The sequence below is a fragment of the Mycolicibacterium pulveris genome, assembly GCF_010725725.1.
Lineage (GTDB): Bacteria > Actinomycetota > Actinomycetes > Mycobacteriales > Mycobacteriaceae > Mycobacterium > Mycobacterium pulveris.
Genome location: NZ_AP022599.1, coordinates 1,760,484 through 1,784,736 on the forward strand (window position 1 = coordinate 1,760,484; position 24,253 = coordinate 1,784,736).

Here is a 24,253-nt window from a genome sequence, read left to right on the forward strand (position 1 = left end):
CGGGATTCGCCGGCGGCGACGGCGGCGACGGCGGAGTTGGTTTCAATCCAGGCTTTCTCGTAGGTGCCCAAGGAGGCCACGGCGGCGCCGGCGGCAACGGAAGCCCTGGAGCGCCGGGGGGTGATGGTGGCGCAGGCGGAAATGCCACTATCGCGACCGAGAGCATTCCTCAGCCCGCAGTGGCAGGCCGCGGCGGCGACGGCGGCGCCGGAGGCACCGGTGCACGCGGGGGTGACGGCGGCAACGGCGGCAATGGCTTCGTCGACTGCGAGGGCTGCAGCGCTGTCGGCGGCGACGGCGGCGATGGTGGCCCAGGTGGCGCCGGTGCCGCTGGCGGCAACGGAACCGCCGGAGCACCTGGCGGCAACGGCGGCCGCGGCGGCGTGTTCGGCGGCACAGGCGGTGCAGGCGGGCCCGGCGGCCGGGGCGGAGATGGTGGCGACGGCACTGACGGCGGCAACGGCGGCAACGGCGGCGTCGCTGGTCATGGCCAGGGCGGAATCGAGGTTCCCGGCCAGGGCGGTGCCGGCGGCACGGGCGGAGCCGGCGGCGCCGGTGGCGCAGGCGGTCCGGGTGGCAAAGGGGGCACCGGCGGGCCGGCCGGGGTATTCGGTCAGCCAGGCGCCAACGGCAGTCCAGGACAAACGGGCACTCCCGGAGACAGCGGCGAGAACGGAAGCGATGGTGCCGACGGAGAAAGCGGGGACGTCTAACGGTCGAGGTCGATGACACCGGCCCGAGTGAGCAGCAGCACGCTCACGCACAGCACCCACGCCGGAAACGCCAGCACCAGCCACATGGAGATGTCGCTGGCCACCAGGATACCCACCGCGGCAAGGTAAGTCGCGACCACCAGCCAGCGCGGCATGAGGTTGGTCTTCAGCCAGATGGTGGCCAGCGTGATCATGAACACCGCGGCCATCCGCAGCCCGTAGGTGTTGCCGAACGCCAGCGTGAGCTCGCGGGCGAACTCGGCGGTGGTGCCATTACTGTGTGCCGCAGCCATACTCGTGGCCGACGCGGCGAACATCATTGCCAGAAACAGCAATCCGCTGCCGATGAACACCGTCGAGAAAAACTTGTCCTCGAACCCGCCGAAACCGTCGCGCACCACGCCGATGAACCACAGAAACGCGATGCCCGCGAACGGCATCAGGGTCGCGGCCACCCGGGTGCGTACGTCGCCGCCGTCGGGCACGGCGACCCGCATCAGCACCATCACAGTGGTGAACAGCACGGCGAACAACACCCCGGCGAGCGCCGCCGCCCGAGGTGTGGAAAGCCGGTGCCGCACAGGGGTGTTCATGGCTGTCCCGGTAACAACCGGATCATCAGCCCGTTGGCCTCGGCGAGCAGGTTACCTTCGGGGTCGCGCAGTTCGGCGTTGACGAACGCCTTGCGGCCCTCGGCGTCACGCATCCAGCCACGCGCGGTCAGCGGAGTGTTGATCGGCGTCACCTTGCGATAGTCGACATGCAGGAATGCGGTGCGGCTGATCGGACGGCCGACGGCGTGGATCACCATGCCGAACACCGAGTCGAACAGCAGCGGCAGCACACCGCCGTGGACGGCGGAGTTACCGCCCACCGAGAACCGGCTGAACTGCACGGTCAGCTCCACCCCCTCGGGGCTGAGGGTGACGTCACGGTACGGCGGCATCAGCAGGCTGCCCGCGCCGGGCAGCGAGGGCACCCGGTTGGCCGGCCCGACACCCTCCGGCGCCTCGAACGGGTCGAGCAGCTTGACCAATTCCTCTGCGCGGCCGGCGGCCTGCTCCCAGGTGTCGTCGTCGGGATCAGCCGAGACCGCCAGGTCCTGGAGACGACGCATCGCGGTCAGGAACCGGCCGAATCCCGGACCTGGCATCGCGGGTTCATATTCGGGAAAGCCGCCGTGCTTGGCGTAGTCCGGATCGATCAGGTGTGGGTCATCGCTCACGAGCGGGCCGCCAGGATGTCGCGACGTACGATCGTCTGGTCGCGCCCAGGTCCCACACCGATGCACGAAATATGCGCTCCGGCAAGCTCTTCCACTCGCAGCACGTAGTCGCGCGCCTTCGCGGGTAGATCGTCGAACTCGCGTGCTAAGGAGATGTCCTCCCACCAGCCGGGCATCTCCTCGTAGATCGGTTCGGCAGCGGCAATGTCGGTCTGGGTCATCGGCATCTCGGTGAGGCGCTTGCCGTTGACCCGGTAACCCACACACACCGGCACGGTTTCGAGGCTCGAGAGCACGTCGAGTTTGGTCAGGAAGTAGTCGGTGATGCCGTTGACCCGCGTCGCGTACCGGGCGATCACCGCGTCGAACCAGCCGCAGCGGCGTCGTCGTCCCGTCGTCACCCCGAACTCGCCGCCGGCCTTGGACAGGTATTCGCCCTTGTCGTCGAACAACTCGGTGGGGAACGGCCCCGAGCCCACCCGGGTGGTGTACGCCTTGAGGATGCCGAGGACCGTGGTGATGCGGGTAGGGCCGATCCCGGAGCCGACCGCCGCCCCGCCCGCCGTGGGATTCGACGATGTCACAAACGGATACGTGCCGTGGTCGACGTCGAGCAGGGTGCCTTGCGAGCCTTCCAGCAGAACCGTCTCGCCCTTCTCCAGCGCCGCGTTGAGCAGATAGCGGGTATCGGCGATGCGCTGCTTGAACCCCTCGGCCTGTTGCAGCAGGGCTTCGACCACCTCTTCGGCCTCGATGGCCTTGCGGTTGTAGATCTTGACCAGCACCTGATTCTTGAATTCCAGTGCGGCTTCGATCTTTTCGGAAAGCAGAACGGGGTCGAGGACGTCGGCGACGCGAATTCCGATGCGGGCGATCTTGTCCTGGTAACACGGACCGATGCCACGGCCGGTGGTTCCGATCTTCTTGCTGCCCGCATAGCGTTCCACGACCTTGTCGATCGCCACGTGATACGGCATCAGCAGGTGCGCGTCGGCCGAGATCAGCAGCCGCTCGGTGTCGATACCGCGGTCCTCCAAGCCTTTCAGCTCGGTGAGCAGCACACCGGGATCGACCACCACGCCGTTTCCGATGACGTTGGTGACGCCGGGAGTGAGGATGCCCGAGGGGATCAGGTGAAGCGCGAAGTTCTCACCGGTGGGCAGCACGACGGTATGGCCGGCGTTGTTGCCGCCCTGGTAGCGCACCACCCACTGGACCCGCCCACCGAGTAGATCGGTGGCCTTTCCTTTGCCCTCGTCGCCCCATTGCGCGCCGATGAGCACGATTGCCGGCATGGCATATTCTCCCGCTAATCTGCATGAACACTGCAGCCGGTGAGCCACCTTATCCCAGCCGCACGTGAGGAGCCGCGTTGAGCGCCGCTGATGTCGTGGTGTTGCCGTGCGGTGGCCGTCGACTGCCCCGTGCGCTGCGCAACCTCCCCTTGGCCGAATCGCCCGAGGTCAGCTGTCGTCGGATGATTGTCGTAGGTTCGCACGCCGACCTGGCCGGTGTGCTGACGCAGCTGCTGCGCGCCGACCGGCTCGACGTCGAGGTGGCACACGTGCGGCGGTCCTGGCAGGCGCGCCGGGCGGTGCGCGGGGTCGCAACGCGGGTGCCGCTGATCCGCGACGAGACCGGCACCGTGATCGTCGGCGCGGCGGAGTGGCGCGGCAACCCTGCAGGTTCGGCGCTGCGCGGCGAGGCCGTCGTCGACGACACCGTGCTGTTCGACGGCGACGTGCCCGGCGTGCGCGTCGAACCCACGCCGACGATGCCGGGCCTGCGCGCGGCGGTGCTGGGACGAGGCCGGTTGAGCTGGGTCACCGGCCGCGCCGCGCAACTGGGCACGACGGGCGCGATCGTGTGCCGCGACGGTGCGCCGGGGCCGCGGCCGGTGCGGCGCTCGACGTTCTACCGGCACACCGAGGGCTGGCTGCGGGTGGGCTGAGGCTCCGTCTTACCTGCCGTGAGATCGACGAAACGGCGGATTCCTCTCGCACTTTTGCGCCCGTTTGCCCCTTTGGGCGAAACGGTAGCGTCACTAGCCGTGACCATCCGTCCGCTGAACCAGTCGGTGCGGCCCAGCCCGATCTTCCTGGCGATCGTCGCGCTCACCACGATCGGCGGCGTGCTCGCGTGGATCGCCGCCGACGCACCCGACGTGCTGGCCTACGTCGGGGTGTTCGTCTTCGTCATCGCCGGCTGGGTGGTGACGCTGTGCCTGCACGAGTTCGCCCACGCGTTCACCGCCTGGCGCTTCGGCGACCACGACGTCCCCGTCCGCGGCTACCTGACGCTGAACCCGTTCAAGTACTCCAACCCGGTGCTGTCGATCGGGTTGCCGATCCTGATCATCGCGATCGGCGGCATCGGGCTGCCCGGCGGGGCGGTGTGGGTGCGCACGTCGTTCATGACCAGGCGCCAGAAGACGCTGGTCAGCCTCGCGGGCCCGGCCACCAACCTGGCGTTCGCGATCCTGCTGCTGAGCCTCACGGCGTTGATGCGCGACGCGCAGCGGTCGGTGTTCTGGTCCGGGGTGGCGTTTCTGGGCTTTCTGCAGGTGACGGCGTTCGTGCTCAACATGCTGCCGATCCCCGGCCTCGACGGCTACGGCGCGCTGGAACCGCACCTGAGTCCCGACACGCAGCGGGCGCTGCAACCGGCCAAGCAGTGGGGCTTTTTCATCCTGCTGATCCTGCTGCTCGCCCCGGGGCTCAACCAGTGGTTCTGGGACATCGTGTTGTGGTTCTTCGACTTCTCCGGCGTGCCCCGTCAGCTGGTGGGCGCCGGAAGCGCGCTGACCCGGTTCTGGTCCGCCTGGTTCTGACGCGACGGGCCCCGCGACTGTGCGTCCTCATACGCCCCGCGCGGCGTGTTGCGTATGAAACCGCACCCTCGGCGAAACGACGCCACCCCGCGGCAAGCCCTCGACCCGCGACTGTGCGTCCTCATACGCCCCGCCCGGCGTGTTGCGTATGAAACCGCACACTCGGCGAGCCAGCACGCCCGGCGAGACAAGCCGGCGCGCCGATCCCTTGACATATGCGTATTTGTGCATAGATTGCTGGCATGGGTGTCGGACATGATCACAGTTCGGTTGATGCCCGCGTCTCGCGGATGGTCATCGCCGCGGTCATCCTCACCGCGTTCTTCGCGCTGGAGCTGACGACCGCGCTGGTGATCGACTCGATCGCCCTGCTCGCCGACGCCGGCCACATGCTCACCGACCTGGTCGCGATGTTCATGGGCCTGACCGCGGTGCTGCTGGCCCGCCGCGGCAGTACCTCGCCGGCCCGCACCTACGGCTGGCACCGCGCCGAGGTGTTCACCGCCGTGGCCAACGCGGCGCTGCTGGTCGGCGTGGCGGCGTTCATCCTCTACGAGGCGGTCGAACGGCTCGGCCACGCGCCCGACGTGCCCGGCGTGCCGATGATCGTCGTCGCGCTGGCGGGGCTGGCCGCCAACGCCGTCGTCATGCTGCTGCTGCGGTCGCACTCCGAGAAGAGCCTGGCCGTCAAGGGCGCCTACATGGAAGTCCTCGCCGACACCGTCGGCAGCGTCGGGGTGCTGATCGCGGGCATCGTCACGGTCACCACGCGCTGGCCGTACGCCGACGTCGTGGTCGCCGTGTTCGTCGCGCTGTGGGTATTGCCGCGGGCGTTCTCGCTGGCCCGCGCGGCCCTGCGGATCCTGTCGGAGTCCTCACCGGCCCACATCGACGTCGACGAGCTGCGCGCCGCGCTGAGCCGGGTCGAGGGCGTCACCGAAGTGCACGACCTGCACGTGTGGACGCTGGTGCCGGGCAAGGACATGGTCACCGCGCACCTGATCAGCGCGCGCGATTCGGCGTCGGTGCTCGACGACGCACGTGCGGTGTTGAGCGCACGCGGGTTGGATCACTCGACGGTTCAGGTCGAGCCGCCCGACGACGCCGCGGACTGCAGATGCGACGCGGAGTGAGCGATCAGCTCAGGCCGAGCGCCGCACGCGCGTCGGGATCGCAGTCGTCGAGCAGATCCAGGCAGCGCTGATACTCGTCGCTCTCCCCGATCGCGTCGGCAGCGCGCGCCAGCGCCGCCACACAGCGCAGGAACCCCCGGTTGGGTTCGTGGCTGTAGGGCACCGGACCGAACCCCTTCCAGCCGTTGCGCCGCAACTGATCCAGGCCGCGGTGATAGCCGGTGCGGGCATACGCGTAGGCGGTGACGGGCTGATCCTCGGCCAGCGCGGCCTCGGCCAACGCCGCCCACGCCACCGACGCCGACGGATGCGCGGCGGCCACGATGGCGGGGTTCTCGGCGGCGGCCAGCTCCGCTTCGGCGGCGCTGTCACCGGGAAGCAACACGGGATCCGGTCCGAGGAGATCACCCATCCGCGTCATGGCCCCATTGTGCCGTGCGCCGGGCAAAGCATCGATCGGGTCGGGTGGTTAAGCTTCCGGCCGTAGCGTCGTAAGGGAGGAAAGCCGCACGGATGCCGAACCCATCAGGGCCTGACCAGCCAGATGACGAAGTCGACGTGACCCCCGCCGACGACGCTCACGACGCCGACGACGCCGCTGACGCCGAGCAAGGGGCCGCCGACGACGCACACCACGATTCCGAGGCCGCCACCGAGGTGCTGCCGCCGCCGGATCCCGATCACGAGCCGGCCACCGAGGTGATCTCACACGCCGACGCGCTCACCGAGCAGAACCCGGCGGACCACGCCGGCGAGCGCCGGTTCACCGCGCCGTCGGGTTTCGACGCCGGCTCCACCCAGAAGATCGACACCCCGCAGGACCCGGCCACCGAGGTGTTCTCACCGCCGCCGGGTGCGGTGCAGCAGAAACCCGTTGCCCCCCAGGTGATTCCACCGCGTGACGAGGCGCCCAAACCGCCACAGAACCGGCGTAGCTGGGGCTGGGTGATCGCGATCGTGCTGGTGATCGCCGCGCTGGCGGCCATCGCGGTGCTCGGCACGGTGCTGCTCACCCGCGGCTCGGACGCGCGGGTCTCGCAGGAGGATCAGGTTCGTTCGACGATTCAGAACTTCGACATCGCGATCCAGAACGGCGATTTGGCCACCCTGCGCAGCATCACCTGCGGCGCCACCCGCGACAGCTACGTCAACTACAACGACCAGGCGTGGGCCGAGACGCATGCCAGGGTCGCCGCGGCCAAGCAGTACCCGGTGGTGGCCAGCATCGACGAGGTGGTGATCAACGGCGACCACGCAGAGGCCAATGTCACCACGTTCATGGCGTTCGCCCCGCAGGTCCGCTCGACCCGCAGCTTCGACCTGGAGTTCCGCGACGACCAGTGGAAGATCTGCCAAGCCCCCAACAGTTAGACGGTCAGCACCATCCGGTAACGCGCCCGGCCGGCCTCCATCGCGGCGTACGCGTCGGCGGCCTCGGTCAGCGGCCGCTCTTCGATCCAGGCGCGCACCCCGCTCTGCACGGCGAACCGCATGGTCTCCTCGACATCGCGCGACGTGCCCGACGGGTGCCCGATCACGCGTCGCCCGGCCATGATCAGGTCCGCGGGGCTGATCGGCATCGGATCGGCCGACACGCCGCAGATCACCAGTTCGCCTTCGGGGCCCAGCCCGCCGACGGCCTGGCCGATCGCCGCCGAGTTGGCCGCGGTCGCCAACACCGCGGCCGCGCCACCGAGCGCCTGAAGTGCCGCCGCGACATCCTGTGCGGTGGAGTCGATGTACTGGTGCGCACCGAGAGTGCGGGCGTCGTCGGCCTTGTCGGGGCCGCGGGCGATCGCAACCGTTTCGAAGCCCATCGCCCGCGCCCACTGGACCCCGAGGTGTCCGAGCCCGCCGATGCCGACGACGGCGACCAGGTCACCGGGTGCGGCCGCGGTGCGCCGCAGCCCGTTGAACGTGGTGACGCCCGCGCAGCCCATCGGTGCGGCCTCGGCGAAGGACAGCTCGTCGGGGATGCGGGCCAGCGCGGCCACCGGGACGACGGCCGACTCGGCGTATCCGCCGGGGTAGTGCCAGCTCGGCACCTGCATCCGCTGGCACTGCATGAACCTGCCTTTGCGGCACGGCACGCACCGGTTGCAGTTGCCGCCGAACCAGCCGACCGCGACCCGGTCGCCGGGGCCGAAGTCCTCGATACCCTCGCCGACCTCGGCGATCGTGCCCGCGATCTCGTGGCCCGGCGTGACCGGCCAGCTCATCTCGGGAAATCCGCCGTTGACGATGCCGTGGTCGGTGCCGCACACCCCGCAGGCGGCGACCGTGATGCGGACGTGGTCGCGCGGCGGCGACGCCGTCTCGACGTCGCTCAGCACCAGCGGCGCACCCGCGGATTCGACCAGCACGGCTTTGTGAGTTGGCATATTCGGACCCTAGTGGCGCCGACGCGGGTCCGCCTGCCGTCGACGTTTCCTGGATCGCCGACGCCGACCGGTATGTTGGGGCGTTGTGACCACCACGGCCCTTCTCGCGGCGAGCGACCAGCTGGCGCTCATGCCCGACTTCCTGGACCCGATGACGCTGCTGGGCTATTTCGGGGCGTGGGCGCTGGTCGGTCTGCTGCTGGTGATCTTCGTCGAGTCGGGGGTGCTGTTCCCGGTCCTGCCGGGTGATTCGCTGCTGTTCGTGGCGGGCATGCTGGCCGCGGGCACCGCCGCGCTGGCCGCGGAGGGCGGCCAGACCATCAATTTCCAGCTGTGGCAGCTGCTGGTTTTCATCCCGATCGCGGCGATCCTCGGTGGTCAGGCGGGTTACTGGATCGGGCGCAACATCGGCACGGCGATGTTCAAGCCCGACGCCCGGTTCCTCAAGCAGCGCTACCTCGATGAGGCGCACGAGTTCTTCGTGCAGCGCGGCCCGTTCGCGATCGTGATCGCCCGGTTCGTGCCGATCGTGCGGACGCTGGCGCCGCTCACCGCGGGCGCGGCCCGGATGAGCTATCCGGTGTTCGCGCTGTACAACATCGTCGGCGCCGTCGTGTGGGGTGTGGGGTTGACGCTGCTCGGCTACTGGCTGGGCCAGTTCGAGTTCATCCAGAACCTGCTGGAGCCGATCGTCATCGCGATCGTGGTGGTGTCGGTGATGCCGATGCTGCTGGAGTGGCTCAAGCGTCGTCGCGCCACCAAGCGGGCGGGCGGGTCCGCCCAGCCGGCCACCGAGCAGCCGTCCTAGGCCCCCTGGTCGGCCAGCACGGCGAACAACTCCTTCAGCCCGGTCAGCGAGTGCGCGGGCAGAAAGTGATCGCAGTAGGGCATCGCGGCGGCCATCGATCCGGCCAGCGGGCGGAAGTCGGGGTGCGCGGCGCGCGGGTTGAGCCAGACCAGTGTCTGCGCGCGCCGGCGTACCCGCGCCAGCGCCCGATCCAGAATCTCCGGTGGGTCGCTGTCCCAACCGTCGGAGGCGATGATCACCACCGCGCCGCGTAATACGTTGCCGTGCGGCGCCGCCAGCAGCTCACCCACGCAGTGGCCGACACGCGTTCCGCCGTATCGGTCGGTGACCTTCGCGTTGGCCTTGGCCAGCGCGACCTCGGCGGACCGATGCGACAGCGCCGCGGTGAGCCGGGTCAGCGACGTCGAGAACGCGAACACCTCGGGCCGGATTCCTTTGTGCCGCAGGGCCGCAGCACGCATCAGGTGCAGGTAGACGGTGGCGTAGGGCTGCATCGAGCGGCTGACGTCGCACACGAGCACGACGCGCCGGGGGTGCGCACGGGCGCGGGTGCGCGCCACCCGCATCGTCTCCCAGCCGGTCTCCCGCGACTGCCTCATGGTCGCGCGCAGGTCGACGCGCTTGCCGTGCCGGTGCGGTTCGGCGCGCATGCTGCGGCGCTGGGGCCAGCGCACGACGGACTGTTCGAGCCACCGGCCGAGCAGCCGCAGCTCGTCAGGGTCGAATCGTTCGAACGGTTCGTCGGCGGAGGCGACGATCCGGCTGGGCAGGGTGTCGGGGATGCCGAAATCGCTGTCGTGCGGATCGGTCGCCGTCACCGACGCCGGCCTGGTGCTCCACGGCAGGCCGCCCTGGGCGACCCCCTGCCGACGGCCCGGCACCCCGGGCTCGGATGCGGCGGTGGTGCCAAGGCTGCGTTTGAGCCCCGGCGGGTCCACCCCCAGCACCGCGTCGGCGAAGACGGCCTCGAACACCGCGTCGAACGGGGCGATGTCCTCGACCCGGTTCACCAGGGTCAGCCGCGCGGCCCAGTACAGCTGGGTCCGGGTCGCGGGCCAGTCCCGTTGCAGCACTTCGACGAATCCCGTTGGTCCGCTGGCGGAAACCGCGATACCCCCGCCATGGAGCCGATCGACCAGTGCGACGGCGAACGCGGCGATGTCGACGCCGCGCAGCAGATGCGGCGTCGTCATCAGCTGGCGCGCCGTGCCTTTCGCACGAGCATAAACACCACAGCCGCGAGCAGTACTGCGCCGAGCACCGCGGGGGCGTACTTCTTCAATGCGCTGCCGCCGGCGAGTTCGAGCAGATCGATGGCTTCCGGTTCTTGCTTGGCCGCGCCGATGTCGATCACCGGTGCGGCCTCGCCGTGTTCCTGGGCGGGCAGTGCGGCCTTCTCGGCGGCCAGTTTCTGCTCGAGCTCGTCGACGAACTGGCCCAGCAGCTTCTCGGAAACCTGTTGCAGCATACTGCTTCCGAACTGGGCGAGCTTACCGACGATCTTCAAGTCGGTGTCGACGGTGACCCGGGTGTGCTCGCCCGCGTCGTGCAGCTGGGCGACGACGGTGGCGGCCGCGTTGCCGGTGCCGCGGGCCTCCTTGCCCTTAGCGTCGATGACCGCACGGTACTTCTCGTCGTCCTGTTCGACGAAGCGCACCTTGCCGCTGAATTCACTGGTCACCGGGCCGACCTTGACCTTGACCTTGCCGAGCACGTCGTCGCCGTCACGGCCCGTCATCTGCGCTCCCGGCATCAGCGGAATGACCTGTTCGAGGTCGGTCAGCACCCGCCAGGCATCCTCGACCGGCACGCTGACGGTGAACTCGTTGGCGATCTTCATCAGGCTTTTCCTCTCGGCTTTCAGCGGTATTCGGCGAATGCGTCCTTGATCAGGGCACGGTCGTCGGGGGTCTTGGCCAGTGCGCCCAGGCTGGCCAGCGCGTGTTCGGTGTCGGCGGCGACGAGTTCGGTCACCCCGAGCGCGACGAGCGCGGCGACCCAGTCGATGGTTTCGGCAATGCCCGGCGGCTTGTCGAGGTCCAGAGTTCTTGCCGCGCCGACGAACTGGGAGGCGCGCTCGATGAGCGGGGCGCTTGCACCCGCCACCGTGCGCCGCACGATGTCGGCCGCGCGCACCGGGTCGGGGTAGTCGATCCAGTGGTACAGACAGCGGCGCCGCAGCGCGTCGTGCAGATCGCGGCTGCGGTTGGAGGTGAGCACCACGATCGGCGGCTGCTGCGCGGCGAAGGTGCCCAGTTCCGGCACGGTGACGGTGGCCTCGCCCAGAAACTCCAGCAGCAGCGCCTCGAATTCGTCGTCGGCACGGTCGATCTCGTCGATCAGCAGCACCGGCGCGCCCGGTCCGCGGTACCGGACGCACTGCAGAATCGGCCGGTCGACCAGATACGCCTCGGTGTACAGGTCGGACTCGTCGATCCCGGTGCCGCGCGCTTCGGCCAGCCGGATGGACAGCAGTTGACGCTGATAGTTCCAGTCGTAGAGCGCCTCGGCGGCGGTCAGGCCCTCGTAGCACTGCAACCGCAGCAGCGGCGTACCCAGCACCGCGGCAAGAACTTTGGCCGCGGTCGTCTTGCCGACCCCGGGTTCGCCCTCCAGCAGCAGCGGGCGCCCGAGCGTGGCCGCCAGATAGATCGCGGACGCGGTGCCGATGTCCAAAAGGTAGTCGTGGGCGTCGAAGCGACGGACGACCTCGTCGACATCGGCGAACAGTGCCGATGATCGGGTCATTGCGCCACCGATGCGAGCAGGCGTTCGTAGTCGTCCCAGGTGTCGACGTCCAGCGGTACCGCGCCGTCGATGCGGACCCGGCGCACGTCATGGGCACCGGACTCGATCATCCGCCACACGCCCTTGTCGCCGTGCAACTCCGAAAGCTCACCGAACATGTTGCGGCTCAGCCAGAACGGGTGGCCGATTCCGTCGTAGCGGCACACCGCGATCGGCGCGCCGCGGCCGCACGCGATGAGCTTGGTGACCGTCCTGCGTGTCAGCCTCGGCTGGTCGCCGAGCATCAGCACGACGCCGTCCGCTCGCGGATCGACCCATGGCAACGCCGCGCGCAGCGACGACGAACACCCTGCCGCGTGATCGTCTGCCAACACGATGTCGATCCCGTCGAGGACCACCGATTTGCGTACCGCGTCTGCGGCCGCGCCGAGCGTGACGATGAGCTGGTCGAAGGGGCAGCTCCTGGCGACCGCGAGGGTGGCGCCCAGCACCGTGGTATCACCGAGCTTCAACAGCTGTTTGGGGGTTCCGCCCAACCGTCGGGATGTGCCGGCCGCCAGCACCATTCCCGTCACCCGTGATCGTGGCATGCGTCCTCTCTTCGCGTCTCGGCCGGCGCCGCTGCCCGGTCGGCGGCAAGACCGTCCACCCTGATCCCCCGGATCACCTCGGCCAAGATCGACACCGCGATCTCGGCAGGGGTCTTCGCGCCGATCGGCAGGCCCACCGGGGTGTGTACCCGCCGCCGCTGCTCGTCGGTAAGGCCGAGGTCATCGAGAAGCGCCTGCCCCCGCACCTTGCTGGCCACCAGTCCCACGTAGCCGACGCCCGCGTCGAGCGCGGCGCGGATGATCTGGGCTTCCGGACCGCCGTGCGTGGCGATGACAACGGCGGTGGCCGGTGCGAAATCCGCTTCGTCGTCGCGCATGTCGTCGCGCATTGCGTCGTAGCCAAGCACCGAGCACATGGCGGCCAGCGCGTCGGCGATCGGCGTGGCGCCGCACACCCGGATCAGCGGCGGGGGGACCTGCGGGGCCAGGAAGATCTCCAGTGCCCCTCCGGACAGGCACGGGTTGACGACGACGCACGCGCCGGGCGCCTCCGGGTAGTGCACGTCGCCGTCGGGCAGCACCCGCAGCAGCACGCTCTCACCCGCCTGCAACGCGCCCAGCGCCGCCTTGCGCACCGAGTTCTGCGCGCAGTGCCCACCGACGAACCCTTCGATCGTGCCGTCGGACAACAGGATTGCCTCATCACCCGCGTGTGCCGATGCGGGCTGTTGGGCACGTACGACGGTGGCGTGCACGAACGGCGTTCGCGCGCGCCGCAGCTGGGCGACCCGTTCGGTGATCGTCATGTCGTCTCCTAGATCGGGGGTTGCGCCCGCCCCTGCATCGCCTCCCACACCCGCGACGGGGTCAGCGGCATGTCGGCGTGGCGAACCCCGAACGGCGCCAACGCATCCACCACGGCGTTGACGACTGCCGGCGGCGAGCCGACGGTCGCCGACTCGCCCACCCCCTTGGCGCCGATCGGGTGGTGCGGCGACGGTGTCACGGTGTGGCCGGTCTCGAGGTTGGGTACCTCCACCGCGGTCGGGATCAGATAGTCCATCAACGATCCGCCCAGGCAGTTGCCCTCCTCATCGAACGCGATGATCTCCATCAGTGCCATTCCGATGCCGTCGACGATGCCGCCGTGCACCTGGCCCTCGATGATCATCGGGTTGATGCGGGTGCCGCAGTCGTCGACGGCGAGGAACCGGCGCACCTTGACCACCGCGGTGCCGGGGTCGATGTCGACGACGCAGAAGTACGCGCCGTATGGATAGGTGAGGTTCTCGGGGTTGTAACAGATCGACGCGTCCAGGCCGCCCTCCAGGCCCTCGGGCAGATCACCGGCGCCGTGTGCCCTCATCGCGATGTCGGCGATGGTGACCGATGCCGACGGGTCGCCTTTGACACGGAATGTGCCCTTGTCCCATTCCAGGTCGGCGATGCCGGCTTCGAGCATGCCCGCGGCGATGATCTTGGCCTTGTCGCGGACCTTGCGGGCCACCAGCGCGGCCGCCGCGCCCGAGACCGGGGTGGACCGGCTGCCGTAGGTGCCAAGCCCGAACGGGGTCTGGTCGGTGTCGCCGTGCACCACGTCGATGTCGTCGGGCGGGATGCCCAGTTCCTCGGCGACGATCTGAGCGAACGTCGTTTCGTGACCTTGGCCCTGGCTCTGAACCGACAGCCGCACAACGGCTTTGCCGGTGGGATGCACCCGCAGCTCGCAGCCGTCGGCCATGCCGAGGCCGAGGATGTCCATGTCCTTACGCGGGCCCGCGCCGACGGCCTCGGTGAAGAACGACATGCCGATACCCATCAACTCGCCGCGCTCGCGCTTCTCCCTCTGTTCTCTACGCAGCTCGTCGTACCCGACCATCTCCATGGCCAGCCGCATGGTCTTCTCGTAGTCACCCGAGTCGTACACCCACCCGGTCTTGGACTTGTACGGAAACTGCTCGGGCCGCAACAGGTTTGACAGCCGCAGCTGGGCCGGATCCATCTCGAGCTCGTAGGCCAGGCAGTCCACCAGCCGCTCGACGAGGTAGACCGCCTCGGTGATGCGGAACGAACAGGCGTAGGCGACGCCGCCGGGTGCCTTGTTCGTGTACACCGCGGTCATGTGGCAGTACGCCGCCTCGATGTCGTAGCTGCCGGTGAACACCCCGAAGAACCCGGCCGGATACTTCACCGGCGCCGCGGTGCCGTTGAACGCGCCGTGGTCGGCCAGCACGTTGGACCGGATCGCCAGGATCTTTCCGTCGCGGGTGGCGGCGATCTCGCCGAGCATGATGTAGTCGCGGGCGAACCCGGTGGACGTCAGGTTCTCGCTGCGGTCCTCCATCCACTTGACCGGCTTGCCCAGCAGCAGGGAGCCGACGATCGCGCACACGTACCCCGGATAGATCGGCACCTTGTTGCCGAAGCCGCCGCCGATGTCGGGTGAGATGACCCGGATCTTGTGCTCGGGCAGGCCTGCGACCAACGCGTACAGCGTGCGGTGGGCGTGCGGTGCCTGCGTGGTCGACCAGAGCGTGAGCTTTCCGCTCACCGGGTCCAGATCGGCCACCGCGCCGCAGGTTTCCATCGGCGCCGGATGCACCCGGGGATAAACGATCTCCTGCTTGACGACGACGTCGGCCTTGGCGAAGGCGGCTTCGGTGGCGGCGGCGTCGCCGGTCTCCCAGTCGAAGCAGTGGTTGTCGGTCTTGCCCTCCAGGTCGGTGCGGATCACCGGGGCGTCGGGGTCAAGCGCCCGGCGCGCGTCGATGACCGGATCGACCGGGTCGTACTCGACGTCGATGAGCTCGAGCGCGTCGCGGGCCGAGTAGCGGTCCTCGGCGACGACGAACGCCACCTCCTGGCCCTGGAACCGCACCTTGTCGGTGGCCAGCACGGCCTGCACGTCGTTGGACAGCGTAGGCATCCACGCCAGCCCCTTTTCGGCCAGATCGGCGCCGGTGACCACCGCTTTGACCTTGGGATGTGCTTGGGCCGCACTGGTATCGATGCCGACGATGCGGGCGTGCGCATACGGTGAGCGCAGGATCGCCAGGTGCAGCATGCCCGGCAGCACCACGTCGTCGACATAGTTGCCGCGGCCCCTGATGAACCGCGGATCCTCCTTGCGCAGCATCCGGCCGTGCCCGCACGGCTTCTGGTCGTTGTCGGCCGTGCCGTCCGGCAGGCCATCTGGGCGTACTTCGGTGGTGGTCATGCCTTGGCCGCCTCTGCGCTCGCGGAGCGACCGGCTCGGGCCGCCCACTGGATGGACCGCACGATCGTCGTGTATCCGGTGCAACGACAGATCTGTCCGGCGATGGCCTCGCGGATGGTGTCCTCGTCCGGGTCGGGATCGCGGTCGAGCAGGGCGCGGGCCGTGATCATCATTCCCGGCGTGCAGAAGCCGCACTGCAGGCCGTGGCACTGCATGAAGCCCTCCTGCACGGGGTCCAGCCGGCCGTCGACCTCCAGGCCCTCCACCGTGCGGATGGTGCGCCCGCTGGCCATCGCCGCCAGCACCGTGCACGACTTGACCGGCTCGCCGTCCATCTCGACCACACAGGTGCCGCAGTTGCTGGTGTCGCAGCCCCAGTGGGTGCCGGTGAGGCGCAGCTGATCCCGCAGGAAGTGGACGAGCAGCGTGCGCGGCTCGACCTCGGCTGCCACCGGTTCACCGTTGACGGTCATGTTCACTTGCATCGCCAGACCCCTTCGGCCTCAGTTGTTGTCGCGGGCCCGCGCCGCCGCGGTCCGCAACGTCCGGATGGTGAGCTCGGAGGCGAGGTGGCGCTTGTAGTCCGCGCTGCCCCGCATGTCGCTGACCGGGTTGCAGGCTTGCGCCGCGCCGCGGCCCGCCTCGGCGAACGTGTCCTCGGTGGCCGGCCGCCCTGCCAGGCCCGCACCGACCTCGGCCAGCGCGGCCGCGTCGGCGTTCACCGCGGTCAGCCCGAGCCGGGCCGTGCGCAACGTCTCGCCGTCGAGGGTCACCGCCGCGCCGGCGGCGGTCACCGCCCAGTCGCCGACCCGGCGCTCCACCTTCGAGTAGGCGCTGGAGCTGTGCAGGGCCAGCGGGATCCGGATCTCGGTGAGCAGTTCGTTGTGGGCCAGCGCGGTTTCGTACGGGCCGGTGAGGAAGTCGTCGATGGCGATCTCACGCTCCCCGGCCGGGCCCCGGGCCACACACACCGCGTCGAGCACGGTGCACACCGTGGTCAGGTCCTCGGCGGGGTCAGCCTGGCACAGCGAGCCGCCGACCGTGCCGCGGTTGCGCACCACCGGGTCGGCGATCACCTTCTCGGCGTCGCGGAAGATCGGGCACACCGCGGCCAGCGCGTCGGACTCGAGCGCCTGGCGGTGCCGGGTCATCGCGCCGATGCGCACCAGGGTCGGCTCGACCTCGATATAGCCGAGCTCGGACACCAGGTCGTTGATGTCGACCAGGTATTCGGGGTTGGCGATGCGCAGCTTCATCATCGGCAACAGGCTGTGGCCGCCCGCGACGACCATCGCCCCGTCGCCGAGGCGATCCAGGAGTCCGACGGCGTGGTCGACGCTGGTGGCGCGTTCGTATTCGAAGGGACCGGGGACCTGCATGTGATCGTCCTCACACAGTAGGGCTGGGCCCCCAGTGTGGGCGGCTCTGACCAGGGCGTCAACCGCGAGTTAAGCGATCACTTAAACCGCGGGTCGACCTGCGCCCGGGGGCCGTCTGTCCGACGTAGGCTCGCGTCGTGACCCCGGCTCAGCTGCGCGCCTTCTCGGCCGTCGTCCGACTGGGATCGGTACGCGCGGCCGCCGAGGAGCTCGGCATGTCCGACGCCGGCATCTCCATGCACGTGGCCCAACTGCGCAAGGAACTCGACGACCCGTTGTTCTCCAGGACATCGACGGGTCTGGCGTTCACCCCGGGCGGGCTGCGGCTGGCCAGCCGGGCCGTGGAGATCCTCGGCCTGCAGCAGCAGACGGCGATCGAGGTCACCGAGGCCGCGCACGGCAGGCGGTTGCTGCGCATCGCGGCGTCCAGCGCCTTCGCCGAGCACGCCGCGCCCGGGCTCATCGAGCTGTTCTCGTCGCGCGCCAAGGACCTCGCGGTGGAGCTGAGCGTGCACCCGGCGAGCCGGTTTCGGGAGCTGATCGCCTCACGCGCCGTGGACATCGCGCTCGGTCCGGTCGCCGGCGACATCGCCGGGCCCGACGACGGTTCGACGGTGCTGCGGCCGTTCCTGAACTACCAGATCCTGACGGTGACGGCGCCCAACAACCCGTTGGCGGCGTTCTCGGATTCGGCGCCGCCGCTGTCGGCGCTGCAGGAACAGCAATGGCTGCTGGGCCCGTCGGCGGGCGGCGCCGACGGCGAGATCGCTTCGATGCTCAGGGATCTCGCGATCCCGGAGGAACAGCAGCGGATCTTCCAAAGCGACGCCGCCGCGCTGGAGGAGGTGCAGCACGCCGGCGGCGTCAGCCTGGCGATCGGGTTCGCCGTCGGCAAGGATCTGGCCGCGGGCCGGCTGGTCCAGGTCAAGGGCCCGCGGCTGCAACGGCCCGGCGAGTGGTGCGCGATGACGTTGTCGCCGTCGGCGCGCCAGCCCGCCGCGTCCGAACTCGTCCGGTTCATCACCACACCGCGATGCACGCAGGCGATGCTGCGCGGCGCCGGGGTCGGTGTGACACGGTTTCGGCCCAAGATCCACGTCACGCTCTGGAGCTAGCGGCGGCCTCCAACGCGCGGATCAGGCTGGCGGAGTCCCATGGACCCTTGTGCCGCTTGCCGTTGATGAAGAACGTCGGGGTCGCGTTGAGGTCCATCTCCTCGGCGTCCTGCGCGTCGTCGGTCACCCGGTGCAGCACCTTGGACGGCTGCACGCGGACGTCCTGGTCGAACTGCTCGATGTCGCAGCCTGCGGCCACCGCGTAGCGGTACATGTCCGACCACTCCAAATCGTCCTGGTGGCCGAACAGTTCGCGGCCCATCGCCCAGAACCTGCCCTGCAGCGCGGCCGCCTCGCTGGCCCGCGCGGCGTCGTAGGCGCGCGGGTGTTCCCGCTCCAACGGGAAGTGCCGCCACACGTAGCACAACCGGTTGCCGAAATGGGCGATGACTTCGTCGATGGCGCCGGTGGCGCGGCTGCAGAACGGGCACTCGAAATCGCCGTACTCCACCAGGGTCAGCGAAGCGTCGGGGTTGCCGCGGATATGGTCGCGCTCCGGGTCGATCGGTCGAATCATCTTGAGCCCGACTGGATCTGGTGGGCTGAGCCAGTCGGTGACCCGGAATATCGCCCAGCCGAGGGTGAACGCCACCAACGACGCGGCCAGTACACCGATGCGGGCCTGATCCTGGCGGGCGGGATCGTCGATCGCGATGTCGACGATGAAAAGCGAGATGGTGAACCCGATTCCGGACAGCGCGGCACCGCCGGCCAGCCGCTTGACGGTCAGCCCGGGCGCCAGCCGCCCGAAACCGGTGCGGCGCATGAACCACGTCGCACCGGTGATGCCGACGAACTTGCCGAGCACCAACCCGGCGATGATGCCCCAGGTCAACGACGACCCGAACGCCTCGGCCAGGCTGGCGGCGTCGAGGTGCACACCGGCGTTGACCAACGCGAACAGCGGCAGCACGAAATATGACACGTACGGCCCGAAGTCGGTCTGCAGCCGCTCGTTGATCGAGATCGACTCCCGCAGCCGACGCGCCGCGGTGCGGGCATATCGCGAGTTCGGTGACTGCCGAAACGCCCGGATCACCCCGATCGCCTGCTCGACGCGCTGACGTTCAGGGGTGAAGACGGGGATCAGCAACGCGACGGCGACACCCGCCAGTGTCGGGTGAATTCCCGCAACGGCCAACGCCACCCACAGCGCGAAGCCGAGCACCGCGTACGCCGGCCCGCGCGCCGCGGGCAGAAACCGCACCATCGCGATCGCGGCGATCAGCGCCACCGCCAGCATCAGCGGCAGCACCTGGATGCGGTCGGAGTAGAACACCGCGATGACGATCAGTGCGCCGACGTCGTCGACCACGGCCAGGGTCAGCAGGAACAGCCGAAGCCTGCCGGGGAATTTCGGTTTGATGATGGCCAGCGCGCCGACCAGGAACGCGGTGTCGGTGGAGATCACCACGCCCCAGGCGTGCGCGTTGTCCCCGGAGGAGTTGACAAGGACGAAGATGAGCGCGGGCAGGACCAGCCCGGCGAGCGCGGCGACGACGGGCACCGCCGCGCGCGAGCGCTCGGTGAGCTCGCCGATCGTGAACTCGCGCGTGACTTCGAGCCCGACGAGGAAGAAGAAGAACGTCATCAGGCCGTCGTTCACCAGGTGTTTGACGGTCAGCTCGAAATGGTCGGCCCCGAGGGTGAGCCCGATGTGGGTGTCCAGCAACGCCCAATAGCTGCCGTCCCACGGCGAATTCGCCCAGAGGATGGCCAACAGGGTGAACGCCAGCAGCAGGGCCGCTGCGGTGTTCTCACCGGTCCGTGACGCCCTGCCTTCGCGGTTGAACCGCGAAGGCAGCAGGCGGACGATCCGCGGTGCCGGTCCGGCGGTCACGTCTGGGAGACGGCGTGCGCGGCTTCCATCAACATCCACCCCGACAGCTGCACCGAGAGATCACGCTCGGGCACCTCTGAGGCGTTGACGGCGCCCTCGACGAACTGTGCCTCTTTGCTTGCAGCCGTTGGTAACTCGGCGATGCGGTCCCAGAACGTGCCGAACAGCGGTAGCCCGTCGACGGTTTGGCGGTTGTTCCAGGCGGCCTGCGCGGAATCCAGCACCAGGGCCTTGGCGGTGTCCCGCGCCGCCGCGTCCCGCGAGTCGTTTCGCGGCAACATGGTGACGACCAACGCGAGGTAGCGGGCCAAAATTCCGTCGAACAGCCCGCCGTCGCCGCCGCCCGCGCCGCGGATCACCCCGCCCGGCGCCATGTGCTCCTTGACCGCGGCGACCAGCCGATGCACCCGCGCGGCGTGCTCCGGGTCGTCGGTGCGCGCCGCGAGCTCGGTTTCCAGCCCGAGCACCACGCCCTGGCAGTAGGTGTACTGGGCCCGCACCAGGGAGCCGGCCTTGATGCCGTCGAACACCAGGTGGGTATCCGGGTCGATCAGCGTCTCCTCGATCCAGTCGGCCATCTGCTGTGCGCGCCGCAGCCGGTCGTCGTAGCGGGCCAGGAAGATGCCCGCCGGACCGTTGGCCGGGGCGTTGAAGAACTGGTCTTGTTTGCGCCAGGGGATGCCGCCGCCGTCCTCGGGCACCCACGCGTTGACGAACTGTTCGGCCAGCTTCTTCTGCGCCTTGGCCGTGTGAACACCGGCCAGCCGCTGGGCGCGCTCCAGCGCCAGGGCCAGCCAGGCCATGTCGTCGTAGTAGTCGTTGACCCAGCCGGTGTTTCGCAGCCGGTGCGCCCGGATCTGGTGGCGGATCTTCTTCTGCCGCTCGGGACGGGGATCGCGCACCTGCGCGTCGACGAGGTTGTCGATCAGGTGGGCCTGCCACCAGTAGTGCCAGGTGCCGAACCACCGGTGGCCGCGCGCCGCCGGCCAGGCGACCACACCCAGTTGGGTGCCCGGCAGTCCCCACAACCGTTTGAGATGGCGTTTCTCGATCGCGGCTTCGGAGCTGGCGGCGCGGTTGGCCCAAAGCTGGTCCATGGTTCGATCCTGCCTTACCAGGCGTTGGAAAGGTCCGCGTGTTGGGTGATCCAGGTGTGCATGGCGATGCCGGCGGCGACCGCGGCGTTGATGCTGCGGGTGGATCCGAACTGGGCGATCGACACGGTCAGCGCCGCCCCCGCCTTGGCGTCGTCGGTGATACCGGGCCCCTCCTGCCCGAAGATCATCAGGGCGGTGCGCGGCAGCGACGCGTGTTCGATGCGCGCGGCACCCGGCACGTTGTCGACGGCGACGACGGTCAGGCCGGCGTCGGCGGCGAACGCCAGCAGGTCTGCGGTGGTGTCGTGGTGACGCAGCCGTTGGTAGCGGTCGGTCACCATGGCGCCGCGCCGGTTCCAGCGGCGTCGCCCGACGATGTGCACGGTGTCGACCGCGAACGCGTTGGCGGTGCGTACGACGGAGCCGATGTTGGCGTCGTTGCCGAAGTTCTCGATGGCGATGTGGAGCGAGTGTCTGCGCTCGTCGATGTCGGCGATGATCGCCTCGCGCGTCCAATAGCGGTACGCGTCAACGACATTGCGGGTGTCACCCTCACGCAGCAGCGTGGGGTCGTAGCGATCGTCGTCGGGCGGCGGACCCTGCCACGGCCCCACCCCCGGGCGCCGGCCCCATTCGGTCGGGCCCGGCTCAGTCATCGACGGTCCACAGTCCGGCGTGGGTGCCGATCACCGACACGGTGCTGTACAACAGCGCCTGGTTGATTTCGCCCTGCGGGCACAGCGATACCCGGATCTGCACCGCGTCGCGAGACGCGTCGGGCAGCACCAGCATCGAGGCGCCGTAGACGTCGCAGGCGTGGCTGAGTCCCGGTGCGGGCAGCGACGGCGACACCAGCACCATCGTCGGGCCGCCCCGGCGCAGCGAGGCTTCCCGGTATTGCTCTGCCAGCCCGCTGATCTCGAGCCCGAGCAGCATGTAGCCGTTGCCCTGGAAGGCGTTCGGGTCGCCGAGCGCGGCCGGGCCGAGCATCGCGCCGTCGGCATTGAACGCATCGATGCTCGTCGTCTTGATCGACAGGCCGGTCTCGTTGTCCTTGGTCGGGGGCAACCCGACCGGAAAGGCCGCGGGATACGCCGTCGTCGTCCCTGCGATCCGGTCCTGCGGCGAGTACACGTAGACCCCGCGCACCTGGACCAGGTCCCGGTGTGGGCCCAGGCACACCGTGCCCGACATCCGGTCCGGTGTTGACGATACCGGTTGCAGCGCAAGGTTTGTCACGTCGCGGCAGCCGCCGATCGCGTTGGCCTCGATGGGATGCGCCAGGGCGCCGTAGAGGCCGAACCTGACGTCCTCGGGTTCGGCGTGCGGGGCGTCGGGCTGTGCCGGTGCCGCGTCGACGTCGACGAGCACGTGGTCGCCCTCCACCCGGAGGTTGGACACCGACATGTTCCAGCCCAGCACCGCAAGCGATTCGCCCACGGCGGCGGTCAGCGCGCCGTAGGGGGACTGGAGGCGGTCGTCACCGGAACACGCTGAGGCTGCGACGAGAACAATCGCCGCCAGCGTCGCGGTCAGCGCGCGCACGTACGATCGGCTCTAGGTTCTATCCCGGCCACGGCCAACAACTTTCGTCATGGCCCGCACCAGCCTGCGGGGCACCAGGCGGCCTCCGGTGGTGAGCACCTTGTACTGCAGACCGGGAACGATCACGACCCTGTTGCGCTTGGCGTCCTTGGCGATGTGGGCCATCGTTTCGCGCACCACGTCGTCGACCTCCAGCCACAGAATCGACGGGGTGCCGCTCATCTCGATCCCGGCGCGCTGATGGAACTCGGTGCGGACGAACCCCGGGCACAGCGCATACACGCCGACGCCGGTGCCGCCCAGCCCGTTGGCCAACCCTTCGGAGAACGCGACCACCCAGGCCTTCGATGCCGAGTACGTCGACCCGCGTCCGGGCAGCAGCCCGGCGACGCTGGCGACGTTGATCACGGTGCCGTGGTGCGCGTCGAGCATCGCGGGCAGCGCGGCGTGGGTGAGCTGCATGACCGCGGTGACGTTGACGTCGAGCTGTGCCTGCAGCAGCTCGTAGTCGGCGGTCCAGAACTCGCCGGAGGTGCCGAAGCCCGCGTTGTTGACCAGCACCTGCACCCCGGCGGCGAGCCGGTCGGCCACCTTGGCCCGGTCGGCCGCCTCGGCCAGATCCGCGACGATCACCTCGACCTGCGCACCGGCCTCGTCGTGCAGCTCGGCGGCCAGGCGCTCCAGGCGCGCAGCGTCCCTGGCGACCAGGACCAGGTCGTAGCCGTCGGCGGCGTAGCGGCGGGCGAATCCCGCGCCGAGACCCGATGTCGGTCCAGTGATCAGCGCGACAGGACGGGACATGCCTAAGAGGGTACTTACCGCTGGTAATGCGGCGACTGCCGTCCGTTGCGCGCCGACGGCGGCCGCCGGGCACCCTCAGGACGGGCGGGGGGCGGAGCGTAACGGCCCGCTTCCGGGCGCCCCGCGACCGGTTCCGCGCGTCCCGGTGCCGGTTCGGCGCGGCCCGGGGGCGCGGGGGCCAGCGGGCGACTGGGTGAGCCGCTGCGGCGGGCAAGCGGGACTTGGCCGCCCTGGGCGGTGGTCTGCGGCGTCGGCGGCAGCACCCGCAGCAGGTCGTTGAACTGCCGCACCGTGCGCAGCCCCTCGTCCCACTGGGCGCGGGTGCTGGTGACCGGCATCGACACCAGCGTCCAGTGCTCCTCGTTCCACATGATCTCCGCGCAGTCGGGGGCGGTGTGGGCGAACGTCACCATCCGCCGGTCACACGCGCGCCGCGCGGCGTCGAGGTTGGTCGAGTAGACCATGCGCGGGCCGATCGCGCCGAGCAGCCAGATGTCATTCTCCCGCGGCTCTTTGATCCCCTTGAGGCGCAGGTCGACGACCACGTTGGTGCCCACCTTGCGGTGCAGCGCGATCACGGTCGCGACGTCCTCGAGGTCGAAGATGAACACCGCCTCGCCGCGGATCTGACCGAGCACCACGTTCTTGGCGGTCACCTCCCCGACCGTCGACATCACGCCGCGTTTCCACCGCTTGAGGATGTCCGCCGATTCGTGCTCGTAGTCGAACCCGTGCGACTTGGCCCACGACTTGCGTCGCCTGCCCAGCCCGCGCCGACGGTCGATGTCGACATACAGCAGCACCGCCGCACCCACGAAGCAGAGTGCGGACAGCGTGAACCAAAGCGGCACCATCGCGTTCAGCCTACTG

At 69.4% G+C, this 24,253-nt stretch carries 26 protein-coding genes; 7 read left to right on the top strand and 19 right to left on the bottom strand.

Features of this window, described 5'->3' with window-relative positions:
- The first annotated feature begins 63 nt into the window (after nucleotides 1–63).
- The gene (locus G6N28_RS27420) at nucleotides 64–729 is read left to right on the top strand and encodes a hypothetical protein (protein WP_407664946.1); all 666 of its coding nucleotides are present in this window, start codon (nucleotides 64–66) and stop codon (nucleotides 727–729) included.
- On the opposite strand, the gene G6N28_RS08730 is transcribed toward G6N28_RS27420, so the two are convergent.
- Genes G6N28_RS08730 through G6N28_RS08740 form a run of 3 tightly spaced genes read right to left on the bottom strand, consistent with a single transcriptional unit; the run spans nucleotide 710 to nucleotide 3,233 of the window.
- Nucleotides 710–1,306, bottom strand: a complete 597-nt coding sequence (locus G6N28_RS08730; protein WP_163899435.1) for a hypothetical protein — start codon at nucleotides 1,304–1,306, stop codon at nucleotides 710–712. The two genes, G6N28_RS27420 and G6N28_RS08730, sit on opposite strands and share 20 nt — an antisense overlap.
- Nucleotides 1,303–1,938: a PaaI family thioesterase gene (locus G6N28_RS08735; RefSeq protein ID WP_163899437.1), complete on the bottom strand. Its 636-nt coding sequence runs from the start codon at nucleotides 1,936–1,938 to the stop codon at nucleotides 1,303–1,305. Before G6N28_RS08735 ends, G6N28_RS08730 begins: the two co-directional genes overlap by 4 nt.
- Entirely contained in the window at nucleotides 1,935–3,233 is a 1,299-nt protein-coding gene (locus tag G6N28_RS08740; protein ID WP_163899439.1) for an adenylosuccinate synthase, read from the bottom strand. The genes G6N28_RS08735 and G6N28_RS08740 overlap by 4 nt, the downstream gene beginning before the upstream one ends.
- A gap of 77 nt (nucleotides 3,234–3,310) precedes the next feature.
- Here G6N28_RS08740 and G6N28_RS08745 point away from each other — a divergent pair, with 77 nt between their 5' ends.
- The 3 genes from G6N28_RS08745 to G6N28_RS08755 all read left to right on the top strand — a co-directional run bounded on the left by G6N28_RS08745 (nucleotide 3,311) and on the right by G6N28_RS08755 (nucleotide 5,901).
- Nucleotides 3,311–3,889, top strand: a complete 579-nt coding sequence (locus G6N28_RS08745) for a peptidase M50 (RefSeq protein ID WP_163899441.1) — start codon at nucleotides 3,311–3,313, stop codon at nucleotides 3,887–3,889.
- A 99-nt stretch (nucleotides 3,890–3,988) separates the two neighbouring features.
- On the top strand, nucleotides 3,989–4,768 hold the full coding sequence (locus tag G6N28_RS08750) for a site-2 protease family protein (protein ID WP_163899444.1): 780 nt from the start codon (nucleotides 3,989–3,991) through the stop codon (nucleotides 4,766–4,768).
- 242 nt (nucleotides 4,769–5,010) lie between these two features.
- Entirely contained in the window at nucleotides 5,011–5,901 is an 891-nt protein-coding gene (locus G6N28_RS08755) for a cation diffusion facilitator family transporter (protein WP_163899446.1), read from the top strand.
- 4 nt (nucleotides 5,902–5,905) lie between these two features.
- Here the strand turns inward: G6N28_RS08755 and G6N28_RS08760 are convergent, their stop codons facing one another.
- Nucleotides 5,906–6,322: a DUF3151 domain-containing protein gene (locus G6N28_RS08760; protein ID WP_163899448.1), complete on the bottom strand. Its 417-nt coding sequence runs from the start codon at nucleotides 6,320–6,322 to the stop codon at nucleotides 5,906–5,908.
- Between the two features lie 92 nt (nucleotides 6,323–6,414).
- Here G6N28_RS08760 and G6N28_RS08765 point away from each other — a divergent pair, with 92 nt between their 5' ends.
- Nucleotides 6,415–7,272 carry an Rv0361 family membrane protein gene (locus tag G6N28_RS08765; protein ID WP_163899450.1) on the top strand — a complete coding sequence of 286 codons (858 nt, stop codon included), beginning with the start codon at nucleotides 6,415–6,417 and terminating at the stop codon, nucleotides 7,270–7,272.
- On the opposite strand, the gene G6N28_RS08770 is transcribed toward G6N28_RS08765, so the two are convergent.
- Nucleotides 7,269–8,282 carry an alcohol dehydrogenase catalytic domain-containing protein gene (locus tag G6N28_RS08770; RefSeq protein WP_163899452.1) on the bottom strand — a complete coding sequence of 338 codons (1,014 nt, stop codon included), beginning with the start codon at nucleotides 8,280–8,282 and terminating at the stop codon, nucleotides 7,269–7,271. The two genes, G6N28_RS08765 and G6N28_RS08770, sit on opposite strands and share 4 nt — an antisense overlap.
- Before the next feature lie 130 nt (nucleotides 8,283–8,412).
- Between G6N28_RS08770 and G6N28_RS08775 the strand changes: the two genes are divergently transcribed.
- Nucleotides 8,413–9,090 (top strand): DedA family protein, encoded by a 678-nt coding sequence (locus G6N28_RS08775; protein WP_163906004.1) that lies wholly within the window; start codon nucleotides 8,413–8,415, stop codon nucleotides 9,088–9,090.
- Here the strand turns inward: G6N28_RS08775 and G6N28_RS08780 are convergent.
- Genes G6N28_RS08780 through G6N28_RS08815 form a run of 8 tightly spaced genes read right to left on the bottom strand, consistent with a single transcriptional unit; the run spans nucleotide 9,087 to nucleotide 16,985 of the window.
- Nucleotides 9,087–10,283: a vWA domain-containing protein gene (locus G6N28_RS08780; RefSeq protein ID WP_163899454.1), complete on the bottom strand. Its 1,197-nt coding sequence runs from the start codon at nucleotides 10,281–10,283 to the stop codon at nucleotides 9,087–9,089. The genes G6N28_RS08775 and G6N28_RS08780 overlap by 4 nt on opposite strands.
- On the bottom strand, nucleotides 10,283–10,930 hold the full coding sequence (locus tag G6N28_RS08785; RefSeq protein WP_163899456.1) for an SRPBCC family protein: 648 nt from the start codon (nucleotides 10,928–10,930) through the stop codon (nucleotides 10,283–10,285). Before G6N28_RS08785 ends, G6N28_RS08780 begins: the two co-directional genes overlap by 1 nt.
- Before the next feature lie 20 nt (nucleotides 10,931–10,950).
- Nucleotides 10,951–11,838: an AAA family ATPase gene (locus tag G6N28_RS08790; protein WP_163899458.1), complete on the bottom strand. Its 888-nt coding sequence runs from the start codon at nucleotides 11,836–11,838 to the stop codon at nucleotides 10,951–10,953.
- Complete coding sequence (locus G6N28_RS08795) at nucleotides 11,835–12,428, bottom strand: nucleotidyltransferase family protein (protein ID WP_163899460.1); 594 nt, start codon at nucleotides 12,426–12,428, stop codon at nucleotides 11,835–11,837. The genes G6N28_RS08790 and G6N28_RS08795 overlap by 4 nt, the downstream gene beginning before the upstream one ends.
- Nucleotides 12,410–13,195, bottom strand: a complete 786-nt coding sequence (locus tag G6N28_RS08800) for an XdhC family protein (protein WP_163899462.1) — start codon at nucleotides 13,193–13,195, stop codon at nucleotides 12,410–12,412. The genes G6N28_RS08795 and G6N28_RS08800 overlap by 19 nt, the downstream gene beginning before the upstream one ends.
- An 8-nt stretch (nucleotides 13,196–13,203) precedes the next feature.
- Nucleotides 13,204–15,606 carry an aerobic carbon-monoxide dehydrogenase large subunit gene (locus G6N28_RS08805; protein WP_163899464.1) on the bottom strand — a complete coding sequence of 801 codons (2,403 nt, stop codon included), beginning with the start codon at nucleotides 15,604–15,606 and terminating at the stop codon, nucleotides 13,204–13,206.
- Nucleotides 15,603–16,091: a (2Fe-2S)-binding protein gene (locus G6N28_RS08810; RefSeq protein WP_163899466.1), complete on the bottom strand. Its 489-nt coding sequence runs from the start codon at nucleotides 16,089–16,091 to the stop codon at nucleotides 15,603–15,605. The genes G6N28_RS08805 and G6N28_RS08810 overlap by 4 nt, the downstream gene beginning before the upstream one ends.
- 18 nt (nucleotides 16,092–16,109) lie before the next feature.
- Nucleotides 16,110–16,985, bottom strand: coding sequence for an FAD binding domain-containing protein (locus tag G6N28_RS08815; protein ID WP_163899468.1), 876 nt, complete (start codon nucleotides 16,983–16,985; stop codon nucleotides 16,110–16,112).
- 137 nt (nucleotides 16,986–17,122) lie between these two features.
- On the opposite strand from G6N28_RS08815, the gene G6N28_RS08820 reads away from it, so the two are divergent.
- Nucleotides 17,123–18,100, top strand: coding sequence for a LysR family transcriptional regulator (locus G6N28_RS08820; RefSeq protein WP_163899471.1), 978 nt, complete (start codon nucleotides 17,123–17,125; stop codon nucleotides 18,098–18,100).
- Here G6N28_RS08820 and nhaA read toward each other — a convergent pair.
- From nhaA to ttfA, 6 genes are read right to left on the bottom strand one after another with little or no spacing between them, the layout of a single operon-like run.
- On the bottom strand, nucleotides 18,084–19,940 hold the full coding sequence (nhaA, locus tag G6N28_RS08825) for a Na+/H+ antiporter NhaA (protein ID WP_235674512.1): 1,857 nt from the start codon (nucleotides 19,938–19,940) through the stop codon (nucleotides 18,084–18,086). The genes G6N28_RS08820 and nhaA overlap by 17 nt on opposite strands.
- Nucleotides 19,937–21,037: a glycoside hydrolase family 76 protein gene (locus tag G6N28_RS08830; protein ID WP_163899473.1), complete on the bottom strand. Its 1,101-nt coding sequence runs from the start codon at nucleotides 21,035–21,037 to the stop codon at nucleotides 19,937–19,939. Before G6N28_RS08830 ends, nhaA begins: the two co-directional genes overlap by 4 nt.
- A gap of 14 nt (nucleotides 21,038–21,051) precedes the next feature.
- Nucleotides 21,052–21,693 carry a TrmH family RNA methyltransferase gene (locus G6N28_RS08835; protein ID WP_163899475.1) on the bottom strand — a complete coding sequence of 214 codons (642 nt, stop codon included), beginning with the start codon at nucleotides 21,691–21,693 and terminating at the stop codon, nucleotides 21,052–21,054.
- The gene (locus G6N28_RS08840; RefSeq protein WP_163899477.1) at nucleotides 21,686–22,582 is read right to left on the bottom strand and encodes a hypothetical protein; all 897 of its coding nucleotides are present in this window, start codon (nucleotides 22,580–22,582) and stop codon (nucleotides 21,686–21,688) included. Before G6N28_RS08840 ends, G6N28_RS08835 begins: the two co-directional genes overlap by 8 nt.
- A gap of 12 nt (nucleotides 22,583–22,594) precedes the next feature.
- Nucleotides 22,595–23,383, bottom strand: coding sequence for an SDR family NAD(P)-dependent oxidoreductase (locus tag G6N28_RS08845; RefSeq protein ID WP_163899480.1), 789 nt, complete (start codon nucleotides 23,381–23,383; stop codon nucleotides 22,595–22,597).
- A 14-nt stretch (nucleotides 23,384–23,397) separates the two neighbouring features.
- Nucleotides 23,398–24,237 (bottom strand): trehalose monomycolate transport factor TtfA, encoded by an 840-nt coding sequence (gene ttfA / locus G6N28_RS08850; RefSeq protein WP_163899482.1) that lies wholly within the window; start codon nucleotides 24,235–24,237, stop codon nucleotides 23,398–23,400.
- Between the last annotated feature and the right edge of the window lie 16 nt (nucleotides 24,238–24,253).

Coding starts and splice junctions, on each gene's coding strand:
- G6N28_RS08830 (WP_163899473.1), bottom strand. CDS start 21,037: ATGGACCAGCTTTGGGCCAACCGCGCCGCCAGCTCCGAAGCCGCGATC.
- ttfA (WP_163899482.1), bottom strand. CDS start 24,237: ATGGTGCCGCTTTGGTTCACGCTGTCCGCACTCTGCTTCGTGGGTGCG.
- G6N28_RS08760 (WP_163899448.1), bottom strand. CDS start 6,322: ATGACGCGGATGGGTGATCTCCTCGGACCGGATCCCGTGTTGCTTCCC.
- G6N28_RS08770 (WP_163899452.1), bottom strand. CDS start 8,282: ATGCCAACTCACAAAGCCGTGCTGGTCGAATCCGCGGGTGCGCCGCTG.
- G6N28_RS08730 (WP_163899435.1), bottom strand. CDS start 1,306: ATGAACACCCCTGTGCGGCACCGGCTTTCCACACCTCGGGCGGCGGCG.
- G6N28_RS08815 (WP_163899468.1), bottom strand. CDS start 16,985: ATGCAGGTCCCCGGTCCCTTCGAATACGAACGCGCCACCAGCGTCGAC.
- G6N28_RS08790 (WP_163899458.1), bottom strand. CDS start 11,838: ATGACCCGATCATCGGCACTGTTCGCCGATGTCGACGAGGTCGTCCGT.
- G6N28_RS08775 (WP_163906004.1), top strand. CDS start 8,413: ATGCCCGACTTCCTGGACCCGATGACGCTGCTGGGCTATTTCGGGGCG.
- G6N28_RS08835 (WP_163899475.1), bottom strand. CDS start 21,693: ATGACTGAGCCGGGCCCGACCGAATGGGGCCGGCGCCCGGGGGTGGGG.
- G6N28_RS08740 (WP_163899439.1), bottom strand. CDS start 3,233: ATGCCGGCAATCGTGCTCATCGGCGCGCAATGGGGCGACGAGGGCAAA.
- G6N28_RS08795 (WP_163899460.1), bottom strand. CDS start 12,428: ATGCCACGATCACGGGTGACGGGAATGGTGCTGGCGGCCGGCACATCC.
- G6N28_RS08805 (WP_163899464.1), bottom strand. CDS start 15,606: ATGACCACCACCGAAGTACGCCCAGATGGCCTGCCGGACGGCACGGCC.
- G6N28_RS08785 (WP_163899456.1), bottom strand. CDS start 10,930: ATGAAGATCGCCAACGAGTTCACCGTCAGCGTGCCGGTCGAGGATGCC.
- G6N28_RS08765 (WP_163899450.1), top strand. CDS start 6,415: ATGCCGAACCCATCAGGGCCTGACCAGCCAGATGACGAAGTCGACGTG.
- G6N28_RS08780 (WP_163899454.1), bottom strand. CDS start 10,283: ATGACGACGCCGCATCTGCTGCGCGGCGTCGACATCGCCGCGTTCGCC.
- G6N28_RS08810 (WP_163899466.1), bottom strand. CDS start 16,091: ATGCAAGTGAACATGACCGTCAACGGTGAACCGGTGGCAGCCGAGGTC.
- G6N28_RS08845 (WP_163899480.1), bottom strand. CDS start 23,383: ATGTCCCGTCCTGTCGCGCTGATCACTGGACCGACATCGGGTCTCGGC.
- G6N28_RS08755 (WP_163899446.1), top strand. CDS start 5,011: ATGGGTGTCGGACATGATCACAGTTCGGTTGATGCCCGCGTCTCGCGG.
- G6N28_RS08800 (WP_163899462.1), bottom strand. CDS start 13,195: ATGACGATCACCGAACGGGTCGCCCAGCTGCGGCGCGCGCGAACGCCG.